Origin of the sequence: Amycolatopsis rhabdoformis, assembly GCF_035918295.1 — a bacterium.
Lineage (GTDB): Bacteria > Actinomycetota > Actinomycetes > Mycobacteriales > Pseudonocardiaceae > Amycolatopsis > Amycolatopsis rhabdoformis.
The window spans coordinates 7,704,113-7,717,449 of the sequence record NZ_CP142149.1 but is presented as its reverse complement, the minus strand read 5'-3'; the positions used below and the strand labels follow the sequence as shown (position 1 = coordinate 7,717,449).

The following is a 13,337-nucleotide window of genomic DNA, read 5'->3' as shown; positions in this document are numbered from 1 at the left end:
CACCCATGGACGTCGGAATGCTGCTGGTCTTCCAGAACTGGTTCGAGGACGTCAGCGACCACGAGGTCTTCACGCGCGAGCTCGAAATGGGCGTGCTGGGCGAGCAGTACGGCTTCGACTCAGTGTGGTCGGCCGAGCACCACTTCGACGACTACTCGATGTGCCCCGACAACCTGCAGATCATGGCCTACCTCGCCGGGCGCACGTCGAAGATCAAGCTCGGCACGGGCGCGGTGATCCTGCCGTGGAACGACCCGCTGCGCGTGGTCGAGAAGGCGATCATGCTCGACCACATGTCCAACGGCCGCCTGCTGCTGGGCATGGGCCGCGGGCTGGCGAAGATGGAGTACGAAGGCTTCCGCGTGGACATGAACGAATCGCGCGAGCGCTTCGACGAGGCCGCCGCGATGATCATTCGCGGGCTGCAGAACGGGTACGTCGAAAACGACGGCAAGTACTACAAGCAGCCGCGCGTGACCGTCCGCCCGGGCCTGGCCGGACATTCGTGGGAGGGCCGGATCTTCGGCGTCGCCATGTCGCCCGACTCGATCCCGGCCGTCGCCGACCTCGGCGCGCAGATGATGACGTTCATGCAGTTCGACTTCGCGCAGCACCTCGAGGCGATCAACCGCTGGCGCGGGCTGCACCGCGAGAAGCACGGCACCGAGCCGGGCGCGCCGCTGATCCAGGACTTCGTGTACTGCCACGAAGACCCCGAAGAGGCCAAGCGCATCGCGCACGAGCACATCTCGCGCTACTTCCTGTCGGTGATCAAGCACTACGACTTCGCCGGCTCGCACTGGCGCGAGACCCGCGGGTACGAGGCCTACCAGGCCGGTGCCGACATGATCCGCGAGGCGGGCATGGAAGCCGCCGCCGGTGCGTACGTGGACGCGAACATCTGGGGCACGCCCGAGGAGATCGTGGAGAAGTACGCGGCGCGGCGCGAGCAGGGCGGCGACCTGATGGCCAACGCCGCGTTCTGCTTCGGTGGCCTGCCGCTGGACAAGGCCGAGGCGAGCATGCGGCTGTTCGGCGAAAAGGTGGTGCCGCAGCTGCACAAGATGTCCTCGCGCGCGCCCGCGAGCGTCTGAGTTCGGGCCGTGGCCCGGGAACCACCCCGGGCCACGGCACCTTCCGGGTTTCGCGTGGAGGGAAACCGTGGTTCTCGCCGAGCAGTTCCGCGACGTGATGTCGGGCGTGTGCACGCCGGTTTCGGTGGTGACCGCCCTCGATGGGCCGAGGCCCCACGGCACCACGGTGAGCGCGTTCGCGTCGCTCTCGATGGATCCGCCGATGGTGCTCGTGTCGCTCGACCGCGGCTCGGACCTGCTGGCCGTGGTGCGCCGCGGCGGGCGGTTCGGGCTCAACGTCCTCGAGAGCGGGCAGGCCGAGCTCGCGAAACAGTTCGCCCGCAAGGGAAAAACCAAGTTCGACGGCGTCAGCTGGCAGCTCGACGACGACCTGCCCCGGCTGGCGGGCGCGTCCGGCTGGGTGGCGTGCCGCGTCGAGCAGTTCATCGAAGGTGGTGACCACGTGGTCGCACTCGGCCTGGTGCTGGCGGCGGACTCGGTGCCGCTCGCGCCGTTGACGTATCACGCGCGGACGTTCGGCACGCACGCGCGGACGGACGGTGCCTCGTGACGTTTTCCGGGGAGCAGGTGCAGCACGCGGTCGCCGCGCTGGCGCAGGGCCGGCTCGTGGTGGTCGTCGACGACGCCGACCGCGAGAACGAGGGTGACCTCGTGGGTGCCGCGGAGGCGATGACCGCCGAGCAGATGGCGTTCCTCGTGCGGCACACCACCGGGATCGTGTGCGCGCCGATGACCGGCGAACGCGCCGACGCGCTGCAGCTGCGGCAGATGGTCGCGGACAACACCGACGCGCACGGCACGGCGTTCACGGTGAGCGTGGACCACCTGTCCAGCGGCACCGGTGTGTCGGCGGCGGACCGGACCACGACCGTGCGCGCGCTGGCCGATCCGGCCACGAAACCGGCCGAGCTGCGCCGGCCCGGGCACGTGTTCCCGCTGCGGGCACGTGAAGGTGGTGTGCTGGTGCGGGCCGGGCACACGGAGGCGGCGGTCGACCTGCTGGCGATGGCCGGCGCCGGGGACGTCGGTGTGATCAGCGAGCTGGTGGCCGAGGACGGCTCGATGCTGCGCGGTGCGGCGGTGGCGGAGTTCGCCGCGCGGTACGACCTGCCGTTGCTGCGGATCGCCGACCTCGTGCGCTACCGCGGCGCCACGGAACGGCTGGTGGAGCCCGTGGCGAGCGCGGCCATGCCCACGGCGTTCGGCGACTTCCGCGCCGTGGCCTACCGGTCGGTGCTCGACGGCACCGAGCACCTCGCGCTGGTGCGCGGCGACGTCGCCGCGGCCGGGCAGACGGAGGCGGGTGCGCTGGTGCGGGTGCACAGCGAATGCCTCACCGGCGACATCCTGGGCTCGCTGCGCTGCGACTGCGGCGCGCAGCTGGAGTACGCGCTGCGCGAGATCGCGGCCGAGGGCGCCGGGGCCGTCGTCTACCTGCGGGGCCACGAGGGCCGCGGCATCGGGCTGGCGCACAAGATCCACGCGTACGCGCTGCAGGAGCAGGGCCTGGACACCGTGGAGGCGAACCTGGCGCAGGGCCTGCCGGTCGATTCCCGCAGCTACGGCATCGGCGCCCAGATCCTGGCCGACCTCGGCGTGCGCCGGCTGCGGCTCATCACGAACAACCCGGCCAAGTACGGCGGCCTCGAGGGCTACGCGCTCGACATCGTCGGGCGCGTGCGGTTGCCGGTCGCGCAAACCCCGCACAACGTGCGTTACCTGCGGACCAAGCAGGAGCGCATGGGCCATGACCTGGGCGTACTCGCTTCGGGCATGGACGGGAGCGGGTGAGGTAAGGCACCCTCAGACGGAGTCCGGGTTTCAAGGGTGAAGGCGGATCCCATGCGCGATGCGATGGCGTCGGTGCGTCCTCTGACGCGCCGGCTCGATTCTTCACGCCGGCTGGATCCGGAGCACCGCGAGCGCGAGGTCATCGCCGCGTTCAGCGAGATCACGACCGAGGCCATCACCACCACCCGGCTCGAGGACCTGCTGGGCCTGCTCGGCAAGCAGCTGTGCCACCTGCTCGGCGTCACGCGCTGCTCGGTGTACCTGCGCGACGGCGACGGCCGGTTCCGCGGCGCCGCCGGCTACTGCGAGAGCGAAGGCGACATCTCGACCGCCGTGCAGGCGCAGGAAGCCGGCATCCAGGGCGACCGGTTCAGCCGCGAGGTGATCGAATCCGCCGCACCCGTGCTGATTTCGGATGTGCCGCGCGACCCGCGGCCGCACCGGCGCACGATGGAGCACTGGCACGTGCGCGCGATGCTCGGTGTGCCGCTGGTGTTCGACGGCAAGGTGATCGGCCTGATCTTCGTCGACAACGTGCAGCAGGACCACGTGTACACCGAGGAAGACGTGGCGCTCGCGGAGCTGTTCGCCCGGTTGGGCGCGTTGTTCCTCCGCCAGGCCATGCTCAACGCGCACCTGAAGAACAAGGCCGCCGAGGTCGTGCGGCAGAAGAACACGCTGGCGTACCTGGCCGACGTCCACCAGAAGCTCACCACCGCCGTGCTCGACGGCGCGAGCATCCAGACCGTGGTGACGCTGCTGGGTGAGCTTTCGGCCAAACCGGTGGTGCTCTACAACGAGGACTTCCAGGTGCTCGCGTGGTCCGCGCCGGCCGGGCTGAAGATGACGCAGCCGCCGGAGCTGGCGGCCCGGATCCGTTCGTTGCCGTCGGTGAAGCAGGCGCTGGCGTCGCTGAGCGCGAGCTGCCCGTCCACGATCGTGCCGCCCACTCCCGCCGTCTGGGTCGGCCGGCGGCACCTGATGTGCCGGCTCATCATCGAGGGCCAGCCGAGCGGCTACCTCGGCATCGTCGAGGTCGGCCGCGGGCTGGAGGAGCTGGACACGAAGCTGGCGGAGCACGGCGCGACGGTGCTGTCGTTGCAGGTCCTCTCCGAGCGCCGCCAGGCCGAAGCCGAGGGCCAGGCCCGCGAAGACTTCCTGTCCGACCTCCTGCACCGCACGCGCGACGCCGAGCAGCTGGCGCGGCGCGGCCCGCAGTTCGGCGTGAACCTGGCGCAGCCCCACGTGCTGGTGCGCTTCTCGCTCGACAACGCGAGCCAGAACGTCAGCGTCTCCGTGGGGCGCAAGCTCGTGATCCGCTCGCTGGCCACGGTGTTGTCGGTGTCCGAGCCGGCCGCGGTGAGCCTGCCGGGGGCGGTGGTCGCGCTGTTGCCGTTGCCGGACGGCTCGGAGCCGCGGGATCTTCGGGACGCGGTCGACGAGGTGCGCGTGGCGGTCGGCCCTCGGCTGCGCGTGCGCACCGCCGTGATCTCCGGCGTGTGCCGCAGCCCGGAGGACTTCCCGCTGGCCCACCGCGAGCTGCGGGAGATCGACGAGCTGGCCACCTCCTTCGGCTGGTCCGGTGGTGTGGTCACGGTGACGGAGCTCGGGTTGTTCCGGCTCGTCGCGTCGAGCGGCCGCGTGAAGGAGGCGGTGCAGTTCGCGCACGAGACGATCCACCCGTTGCGGGACGCGGACCCGTCGCTGCTGGAAACCTGGCGCGCTTTTGTTGCCGCGGAAGGCCGCGTGCAGGCCACGGCGACTTCCCTGGGCGTGCACGAGAACACCATTCGCTACCGGCTGGGGAAGATCGGGAAACTGATCGGCCAGGATCCGGGAGCGTTGGATTGCCTGCTGCAGTCGCGGATCGCGTTTCAGGTGCTGGATCTGGCGGGTTGGTGAGGGTTACCGCTCCAGCAGCTTCGCCAGGGTGCCGAGGTTGTCGCGCATCCCGCGGCTGAAGATCTTCTCGGCCAGCGGTCCGAGCAGCCCGGCCGGTGCTTTCAGCCCTGCCGCGCTGATCGTGCCTTCGAGGGTGAGCCGAGTGCCGTCCTTTGTGGACTGTGTGTGGTATCGGTAGACGAACGGCGTCGGCCCGCTCAGTGAGGTGAACGTGACTTCTTCACCTTGCGTGTACGAGGTGATCGCTACTTCGTTGAGCGCCGGACCTCCGGGCAGATTCCGGTGGACCTTGTAACGGGTCCCGACTTCGCCGGTGCCTTCGACACGCTCCACTTTATGCACGGCCGAATACCATTGCGGCGTCGTCGTGAAGTCGGCCACGAAGGCGAACACCTCGGCCGGCGGCGCGGCTACATCCAGGCTCAGCTCGAACGTCATTTCCGACGCCTTTCCTCGGCGGCCAACCGATTCGCGAACGCGACCCCGGCCGGCGATTCATGCGTGAAGGCGGCGAGGAACTCGAGGAACGCGTCCACGTCCGTCCCGGCCGCCGCTTGATCGGTGGCGGCCGATAGCCCGCGGGCCAAGGAGACTGAGTGGGCCGCCTGGGGCTCGAACCCAGAACCTGCGGAATTGAAGGCGAACACGGTGACCGCCCGTGTCGACCATATCGAGCCCCTGCTCGGACGTCGTTCGTGACGCCGTCCCTCGGTGGCCAGACGCTTCGCGAACATCAGCCCGCTTGGCGGTCTCCGCACGCGGCGACCGTGTCGCGGCTTCAGCCCTTCACGACCGGCGCGATCTGCTGCGCCCACTGCCAAGGCGCGCCGGTGCCGCCGGGTAGGGAGTTGAAGTACTCCCACCCGTCGACGCCACCGAAGTCCGGGTACTTCGCGACCAGCGACCGCACCGTCGACTGCAGCCTCGACATGTCGACGTACCCGCCGCAGTTGGCCGGGTTCGTCACCGCCCCGGCGACGACCTTCGCGGCCGGCACCACGCCGTGGCGGATGATGGCGTCGTAGCCGGCGGTGTCGGAGAGGGAGCCCCAGCCGCAGTAGAACTGGGTGTTGAACCAGGAGATCTGGGGGCCGCGGTCGCGGTAGAGCTGGTCGTAGTTCAGGCCCGAGAGGCCGCGGCCGCCGGTGAGTTCGGGGGCGACGGGCGCGAACGTGATCAAGAAGGACGCGCCGAAGTCGGTGCGGAGGGCGTCGATGAGGCGGTTGACGGCCGCGTTGGTCGTGGATTCCTCGATGTCGAGGTCGATGCCGGACAGCGAGTGGTCGCGCAGGAGGGCCCGCAGCGGCGGGTAGTAGGTGTTGAAGTCCGAAGCCAGGCGCTGGAAGCTGCCCTGCGCGGCGCCGCCGAGGAACGCGAGCGTGTGTACGCCTTGGGAGCGCAGGGTGGCGAGGTCCTGCCACATCGGCGTGAACTTCGCGGCCGACGGCGGATCGTCGTTCACGTGGACCACGCCGCCGGGGTCGAGGTGGATCGCGCCGACGAGGACGTCGGTCACGCCCGCGTTGTGTTGCGTGAGGCCGAGCGGCGAGACGTAGGTGCTGCCGTTGTAGATCGTCTGGTAGTACACGATCACGCGCCGTCCGGTGGCGGCCGAGGCCGCCGTGGCACCGCAGAGCACCAGGAGCACGGCCAGCGCGGCCGCCGCGAGCTTCCTCATGGTCCAGACCTTACGTGGCACACGGTGTTCGCACTACCACCGTCCGTAGGGTGACGCGCGGGGCGGGATCGGGGCGAGCAGTCGAACCCCAGGCCCCAGAACCGATCGCGGCCCCGCGCGAAACCCCGCAGCAAACCTCAGCAGCGGCCCAGCATGTCCGTGAGCGCGGACTTCTCGGCGGTGTTGATCGTGAGCTTGAACTTCGACTTCACCGCGACCCACATGCGCGCGTAGGTGCACCAGTAGCCGGTGGACGGCGGCTTCCACTGGTCCGGCGACTTGTCGCCCTTCGACTGGTTCACGTTGTCCGTGACGGCGATCAGCTGCGGGTCGGACAGGTCGTTGGCGTAGGCCTGGCGCTGCGCCGTGGTCCACGCCGAAGCTCCGGTGCGCCAGGCGTCGGCGAGCGGCACGACGTGGTCGATGTCCACATCGGACGCCGCGGTCCAGGTGGCGCCGTCGTACGGCGAGACCCACTTGCCGGAGGTGGCAGTGCAGCTGGAGTTGGTGACGACGTTCGTGCCGTCGCGCTTGAGCACGACCTCGCGCGTGTCGCAGTTGTCGCCCTGCTGGATCCAGTGCGGGAACTTGTCGCGGCTGTAGCCGGTGAGCGAACCGTCGGCCTTCACGGTGAGGCCGGCGAGCTCGCTCTTGGCGGTCGCGGCCGACGGGATGCCGGGCGGGGTCGCGTCGGCGATGCCGACCATCGTGCCGCCGAGCAGGGTCACGCCGACGAGCACCGTCAAGGTATTTCGAACACCACGCGCTGTGGGCATATTGCTGCCTCCGTGTCGAGTGTGGGACGGATTCACCATCGACCACGGAAGTGGCGCAAGCAACACTTACGGGTGACATGTAACAGACCTTCAGTGAACAGAAGGTGCTACTAGGCCACCTGGCGCAGAACTATCGGATGAAACCGGTCATGGCCGGATCAGGCGCAGGTTCTCGGTGTGGCGGTACCAAGTCCGCTTCGTGACCTCACGCGGGTGCGCCACGCCGTCGCTCACGAGCGTGGTGGTCGGCAGGCAGCCGAGCTGGAACGCACGGCCGTGGAACACCGTGGTGCGCTTCACGAGCTTCCCGCGGGTGACCCGCGCGACCAGTCCGTCGGCGTCCGAAGACACCTCGAGGGCCGCCGCGGCGCCGTCGAACGCCAGGTGTTCGTCGGCGTACGCCTGACCCTGAAGGTTACGCAGAGTAGCGCGCCCGGCGAGTACGCCACCGGTGTCGTCCCGCACCAATGGCACCTCGGCGGCCGTTCCGTCCAGTGCGATTTCGAGGCCTTTGACCGGGTCCGTGGGCAGTCCCCAGAGGGCCGCGACGGCCGAATCGGACTCGGTGGGCACGAACCCGACCGACACGCCCGACACCCGATCGGTTCGCAACAACCGCACCAGCACGGCCGCGAGGTCCGCGTCCGTTCCCGAGACGATCAGCCGCGAGTGTTTCCCCAGCAAGGGGTCGATTTCCGCCTTGCCAGGAAGCGCCGGAACGCGCACGATGGACACGTCGGAGAGTCCCGCGAACGAGTGCGGATCCTCACCGCAGGCCACCACGATTCCGCGCATCGCGAGGTCCTCCGTTACAGTCATGCACCGGCATTTCCCAGCGCCACCCCGTGTCCCTTCGGGACACTTTCCCTGTTGCCGAACACCTGGAGTGTCACATGCCGGCGATCGTGCTGATCGGTGCCCAGTGGGGGGACGAAGGCAAGGGCAAGGCGACCGACCTGCTCGGTGACCGCGTGCAATGGGTCGTCCGGTACCAGGGCGGCAACAACGCCGGCCACACCGTCGTCCTTCCCAACGGCGAGAACTTCGCCCTCCACCTCATCCCGTCCGGGATCCTCACGCCGGGCGTGACCAACGTCATCGGCAACGGTGTCGTGATCGACCCGAGCGTGCTGCTGAGCGAGCTCGCGGGCCTGGAGGAGCGCGGCGTCGACACCAGCGGCCTGCGCATCTCGGCCGACGCGCACTTGATCATGCCGTACCACGTTGAGATCGACAAAGTCACCGAGCGATACCTCGGCAGCCGCAAGATCGGCACCACCGGCCGCGGCATCGGGCCTTGCTACCAGGACAAGATCGCCCGCGTCGGAGTCCGCGTGCAGGACCTGCTCGACGAGAAGATCTTCCGGCAGAAGGTGGAAGCCGCGCTGGAGTTCAAGAACCAGGTTCTGGTGAAGGTCTACAACCGCAAGGCCCTCGACGCGAACCAGGTGGCCGACCAGGTGCTGGCCGCGGGCGAGAAGTTCGCGCACCGCATCGCCGACACGCGGCTGCAGCTCAACCAGGCCCTCGAGCGCGGCGAGAACGTGCTGCTGGAGGGTTCGCAGGGCACGCTGCTCGACGTGGACCACGGCACGTACCCGTTCGTCACGTCGTCCAACCCGACCTCGGGTGGCGCGAGCGCGGGTTCGGGCATCGGCCCGGGCCGCATCACCACCGTGCTGGGCATCCTGAAGGCGTACACGACCCGCGTCGGTTCGGGCCCGTTCCCGACGGAGCTGAACGACGAGGCCGGCGAGTACCTGCGCAAGCAGGGCGGCGAGTTCGGTGTGACCACCGGCCGCTCGCGGCGCACCGGCTGGTTCGACGCCGTGATCGCCCGCTACGCCGTGCGCGTGAACGGCATCACCGACTACTTCCTCACCAAGCTCGACGTGCTGTCGGGCCTGGAGAAGGTGCCGGTGTGCGTCGGCTACGACGTGGACGGCCGCCGCACCCACGACATGCCGATGACGCAGACCGACGTGCACCACGCCGTGCCGGTGTACGAAGAGCTGCCGGGCTGGTTCGAGGACATCTCGACCTGCCGCACGTTCGACGAGCTGCCCGCCAACGCGCGGTCCTATGTGGAGCGGCTGGAAGAGCTCTCCGGCGCGCGGGTCTCCGCGATCGGCGTGGGCCCGGGCCGGGAGCAGACGATCGTGCGGCACGAGTTCGTCTGAGTCGCGCTCTGCCGAACCACCGTTGAAGCAGTGAAGGGCGCCTTGAGGGACTCTGAGTCCCGCGAGGCGCCCTTCACGGCGTTTCGGGTCGGGGCGTCAGCCCACGCCGAGGCGACCGGTGAGGGTGCTGGTGGCGGAGAGCTCTTCGAGGTCCAGCTCCACCAGGACCTTGCGCAGCACCTCGTCGTCGAGGCGGCCGGCGCGGTTCTCGGCGATCATGGCCGCGCGTTGTGTGATCAGCAGCTCGCGCCGGGCCTTGGCGAACTTCGCCTGCGGGCTGGCGCTGCGTTCCTCGCCCGACAGCGTGATCGCGGCGCGGGCGAAGCGGTAGCGGGTGTCGACGAGGCGTTCGAGGCGTTCCTGCAGCCGCTCCAGGCGCTCCGGTGGCAGGTCCACTGTGGACATCGCGGACTGCGTGATCTCCCGCAGCCGCGCGTGGGCCGCCTTCTGGGCCACCTCCCGGGCGGCCAGCTCCTCGGCCTGGTCACGGGCGGCTTCGGCCGGGTTCTGCACCTTGAGCAGGCGGATCAGCGGCGGCAGCGTGAGGCCCTGGATCAGCACCGTGCCGACGGCGACCGTGAACGCGAACAGCTGGATCTCCGGACGTCCCGGCGTGCCCAGCGGCACGGCTGAGGCCGCGGCGAGCGTGACGACGCCGCGCATGCCCGTCCACGACACCACCGCCAGCGCCTGCCATGACGCGCCGTCGCGCGTCCGGCCGAACAGCCGTAGCGTTCTCGGCAGGTAGCTCGACAGGAACACCGCGGGAATCCGGACGGCCATCGTCACCAGCAGCACCACCACGGCGACCACGGCCAGCGTGGCGTTGTCGCGCGCCGCGCGGTCGGCGCCGTCGAGCACGAACGGCAGCTGCAGGCCCATCAACGCGAACACCAGCGCTTCGAGCAGCACGTCGATCGACGTCCACACGGATCGGTCCTGCAGCCGCGTCGCCGGTGAAGCGCGCAGCGAGCGCTGGCCGAGGTAGAGCCCGGCCGTGACCACGGCGAGCACGCCGGAGCCGCTGAACTCGGCGCCGAACGGGTGCAGGTGTTCGGCCGTCACGTAGGCCGCGAACGGCACGATGATGCCGAACGCCGATTCCAGCAGCGGATCGTCGAGCCGCGAGCGGATGAACACCACCACGGACCCGGCGACGAGCCCGACGGCGATGCCGAGCACCGTCGCCACCGCGAACACGCCGAGGCCGTGGCCGATCGACCCGGCCGTGCCCGCGACCGCGGCGAGCGCGACCTTGTACAGCGTGAGCGCGGCGGCGTCGTTGACCAGGCTCTCGCCGGTCAGCACGGTCATGATCCCGCGCGGCAGCCCGAGCTTGCGCCCGATCGCCACGGCCGTCACGGCATCCGGCGGCGCCACCACCGCGCCGAGCACCAGCGCCGACGCCCACGGCAGGTCGGGCAGCAGCAGGTGCACCACGAGGGCGACCACCACGGCCGTGACCACCACCAGCACCACCCCCAGCCCGATGATCGGCCGCAGGTTGGCGCGGAAGTTCGTGAGCGAGCTGTCGAGCGACGTCGAGTACAGCAGCGGCGGCAGCACCACCGTGAGGATCAGCTCGGGCTCCAGCTCGATGCGCGGCACGCCGGGGATCAGCGCGACCCCCAGCGCGACCACGACGATCAGCAGCGGCGCCGAGAGGTTGTAGCGCCGGGCGAGCGCGGTCAGGCCGAGCGAGCCGGCGAGCACACCGACCAGCGTGAGGGTCTCCATGCCCGCATCTTCACCCAGGCCGGACGGTTTCGAAGGATCACCGGCAGCTCGTGTCGCGCTCGGGCAGGTGATCTTCGAGTGGGCACGCGCCGTCGCGTCCCGCGGCGCACGGCGTGGTGGTCAGGTTCGGATTCACCACCGCGACCGGACCCGACCGCCGCGACCGGACCCGACCGCCGCGACCGGACCCGACCGCCGCGGTCGCCCGACCGCCGCGGCCGCCCGCCCGCCCGACCAGACCGCCCCGACCGTCGCGACCGCCCGACCGCCGCGACCGCCCGAGCGCCATGGCTGCCTCGATCAACCAGCCGACCCGCTGGCCACGGCTGCCGCCGGCGAGTTGGCCGCCCCGACCGTCACGGCTGCCGCCGGCGAGTTGGCCGCCCCGACCGTCACGGCTGCCGCCGGCGAGTTGGCCGCCCCGACCGTCACGGCTGCCGCCGGCGAGTTGGCCGCCCCGACCGTCACGGCTGCCGCCGGCGAGTTGGCCGCCCCGACCGTCACGGCTGCCGCCGGCGAGTTGGCCGCCCCGACCGTCACGGCCGCCGCTGGGTCACCCCGCCGCCTCCGGACTGATCCCGGGCCGATCCCGGTTCCTGCAGTTCGCGTTCGACGGCCGCCAGTTCTTCGGCCGAGCCCTGCACCTTCGGACCGGTGAACCACTTGCGCGCCGACACCACCCACCAGAGCGCGGCGCCGCCGAGGACGATGAGGAAGGCGATCGGCGTGTAGTTGAACGAGTCGACGGTGATCGGCGAGGCCTGCGGCAGCATGAAGAGCACGAAGATCACCACGACCCACGCCGTGGCGACGATGCCGATCGGCTTGCCCCAGCGCCCGAGGTTCCACGGACCCTTCTCGAAGCTGTCGCCGCGCCGCACGCGAAGGAACACGGGGATCACGTACGCCACGTACAGCCCGACGGTCGCGATCGACGTGACCGCCGCGTACGCCGTGGCGCTCCACAGGTACGGCAGCGCCAGGATCATCGCGCCGCCCGCGGCCAGCCACACGGCGTTGGTCGGGGTCTGCGTGCGCTTGTTGATGCGGTGCCAGATCTTCGAGCCGGGGATGGCGCCGTCGCGGGCGAAGGCGTAGATCATGCGTGAGTTGGCGGTGACCGAGGCCATGCCGCAGAACAGCTGCGCGCCGATGCAGATCAGCAGCAGGAACTTGCCGGTGACCGCGCCGGTGGCGTCGATGAAGATCTGCGCCGGCGGCACCCCCGTGGCCGAGCCGACCGCGCCGTCGTAGTCCTGGATCGCGAACGTGAGCCCGATCAGCAGCACCCACCCCGCCACCAGTGACACGAGGATCGAGTTGATGATCCCGCGCGGCCCGGCCTTCGCCGCGTTCTTCGTCTCCTCGGTCATGTGCGCCGACGCGTCGTAGCCGGTGAGCGTGTACTGCGCCAGCAGCAACCCCAGTGCGAACACGTACACCGACGAGCTCCAGCCCGTCTCGTTGGCGAAGTGCCCGAACACGAACGACGCTTCCTGGTGCTTCGCCGGCACGAACACGAGCACGCCCACGATCACCAGCACGCCGATGAGGTGCCACCACACGCTCACGCTGTTGAGGATCGCCACCACCCGCACGCCGAACGTGTTCAGCGCGCCGTGCACCACCAGGATGATCGCCAACAGCAGGATCGTGTGCCCCGGCGTGGCCGAGTAACCCCACTGCAGGTCGAGGAACGCGTTGAGGAACAACGCCGCCCCGAAGTCGATGCCCGCCGTGACGGCGATCTGCCCGATCAGGTTGAACCACCCGGTGAACCACGACCACGCCGGCCCGTTGCGCGACGCCAGCTTCGCGGCCCAGTAGTACAAGCCGCCCGCCGTCGGGTAACTGGAGCAGACCTCCGCCATGCCGAGCCCCACGAGGATCACGAAGAGACCGACCAGCGGCCACCCCCAGATCATCGCCACGGGACCACCGGTTTTCATGCCGAAGCCGTAGAGCGTGAGGCACCCCGACAGGATCGAGATGATCGTGAACGACACCGCGAAGTTCGAGAACGACGACATCGTGCGCTTGAGCTCTTGCGCGTACCCCAGCGCGTGCAGCCGTGCGCTGTCCTCGTCGTGCTGCTCGGGTCCGGCGGTCTGCTGGTCGGAGACATCCATCGGGCACCCCACCCTGAAAGGTATGTGTACAGACCTTTAAGTTCCGGAGA

General features: G+C 69.8%; 12 protein-coding genes. 5 read left to right on the top strand and 7 right to left on the bottom strand.

All coding sequences use genetic code 11. From position 1 onward, the window contains the following. Positions 1-5: 5 nt before the first annotated feature. The 4 genes from VSH64_RS35525 (at position 6) to VSH64_RS35510 (ending at position 4,787) form a co-directional block, all read left to right on the top strand. Positions 6-1,094 carry an LLM class flavin-dependent oxidoreductase gene (locus tag VSH64_RS35525; RefSeq protein ID WP_326567121.1) on the top strand — a complete coding sequence of 363 codons (1,089 nt, stop codon included), beginning with the start codon at positions 6-8 and terminating at the stop codon, positions 1,092-1,094. A 67-nt stretch (positions 1,095-1,161) separates the two neighbouring features. After that, positions 1,162-1,644: a flavin reductase family protein gene (locus VSH64_RS35520; RefSeq protein ID WP_326567120.1), complete on the top strand. Its 483-nt coding sequence runs from the start codon at positions 1,162-1,164 to the stop codon at positions 1,642-1,644. After that, positions 1,641-2,885, top strand: a complete 1,245-nt coding sequence (locus VSH64_RS35515; RefSeq protein WP_326567119.1) for a bifunctional 3,4-dihydroxy-2-butanone-4-phosphate synthase/GTP cyclohydrolase II — start codon at positions 1,641-1,643, stop codon at positions 2,883-2,885. Before VSH64_RS35520 ends, VSH64_RS35515 begins: the two co-directional genes overlap by 4 nt. Before the next feature lie 51 nt (positions 2,886-2,936). Continuing rightward, positions 2,937-4,787 carry a GAF domain-containing protein gene (locus VSH64_RS35510; protein ID WP_326567118.1) on the top strand — a complete coding sequence of 617 codons (1,851 nt, stop codon included), beginning with the start codon at positions 2,937-2,939 and terminating at the stop codon, positions 4,785-4,787. A 3-nt stretch (positions 4,788-4,790) separates the two neighbouring features. Here the strand turns inward: VSH64_RS35510 and VSH64_RS35505 are convergent, their stop codons facing one another. The 4 genes from VSH64_RS35505 to VSH64_RS35490 form a co-directional block, all read right to left on the bottom strand. Beyond that, entirely contained in the window at positions 4,791-5,225 is a 435-nt protein-coding gene (locus tag VSH64_RS35505) for an SRPBCC family protein (RefSeq protein WP_326567117.1), read from the bottom strand. Positions 5,226-5,565: 340 nt separating this feature from the next. Then, positions 5,566-6,465, bottom strand: coding sequence for a glycosyl hydrolase family 18 protein (locus VSH64_RS35500; protein ID WP_326567116.1), 900 nt, complete (start codon positions 6,463-6,465; stop codon positions 5,566-5,568). A gap of 137 nt (positions 6,466-6,602) precedes the next feature. After that, on the bottom strand, positions 6,603-7,241 hold the full coding sequence (locus VSH64_RS35495; protein ID WP_326567115.1) for an HNH endonuclease family protein: 639 nt from the start codon (positions 7,239-7,241) through the stop codon (positions 6,603-6,605). Positions 7,242-7,388: 147 nt separating this feature from the next. After that, complete coding sequence (locus VSH64_RS35490; protein ID WP_407655584.1) at positions 7,389-8,060, bottom strand: hypothetical protein; 672 nt, start codon at positions 8,058-8,060, stop codon at positions 7,389-7,391. Between the two features lie 74 nt (positions 8,061-8,134). Here VSH64_RS35490 and VSH64_RS35485 point away from each other — a divergent pair, with 74 nt between their 5' ends. Then, positions 8,135-9,421, top strand: a complete 1,287-nt coding sequence (locus VSH64_RS35485; protein ID WP_326567114.1) for an adenylosuccinate synthase — start codon at positions 8,135-8,137, stop codon at positions 9,419-9,421. A 96-nt stretch (positions 9,422-9,517) separates the two neighbouring features. Here the strand turns inward: VSH64_RS35485 and VSH64_RS35480 are convergent, their stop codons facing one another. From VSH64_RS35480 to VSH64_RS35470, 3 genes are all read right to left on the bottom strand, one after another. After that, positions 9,518-11,158 carry a Na+/H+ antiporter gene (locus tag VSH64_RS35480; protein WP_326567113.1) on the bottom strand — a complete coding sequence of 547 codons (1,641 nt, stop codon included), beginning with the start codon at positions 11,156-11,158 and terminating at the stop codon, positions 9,518-9,520. A 300-nt stretch (positions 11,159-11,458) separates the two neighbouring features. Next, positions 11,459-11,698 carry a hypothetical protein gene (locus VSH64_RS35475; RefSeq protein WP_326567112.1) on the bottom strand — a complete coding sequence of 80 codons (240 nt, stop codon included), beginning with the start codon at positions 11,696-11,698 and terminating at the stop codon, positions 11,459-11,461. Next, the gene (locus VSH64_RS35470; protein ID WP_326567111.1) at positions 11,695-13,287 is read right to left on the bottom strand and encodes an amino acid permease; all 1,593 of its coding nucleotides are present in this window, start codon (positions 13,285-13,287) and stop codon (positions 11,695-11,697) included. Before VSH64_RS35470 ends, VSH64_RS35475 begins: the two co-directional genes overlap by 4 nt. Between the last annotated feature and the right edge of the window lie 50 nt (positions 13,288-13,337).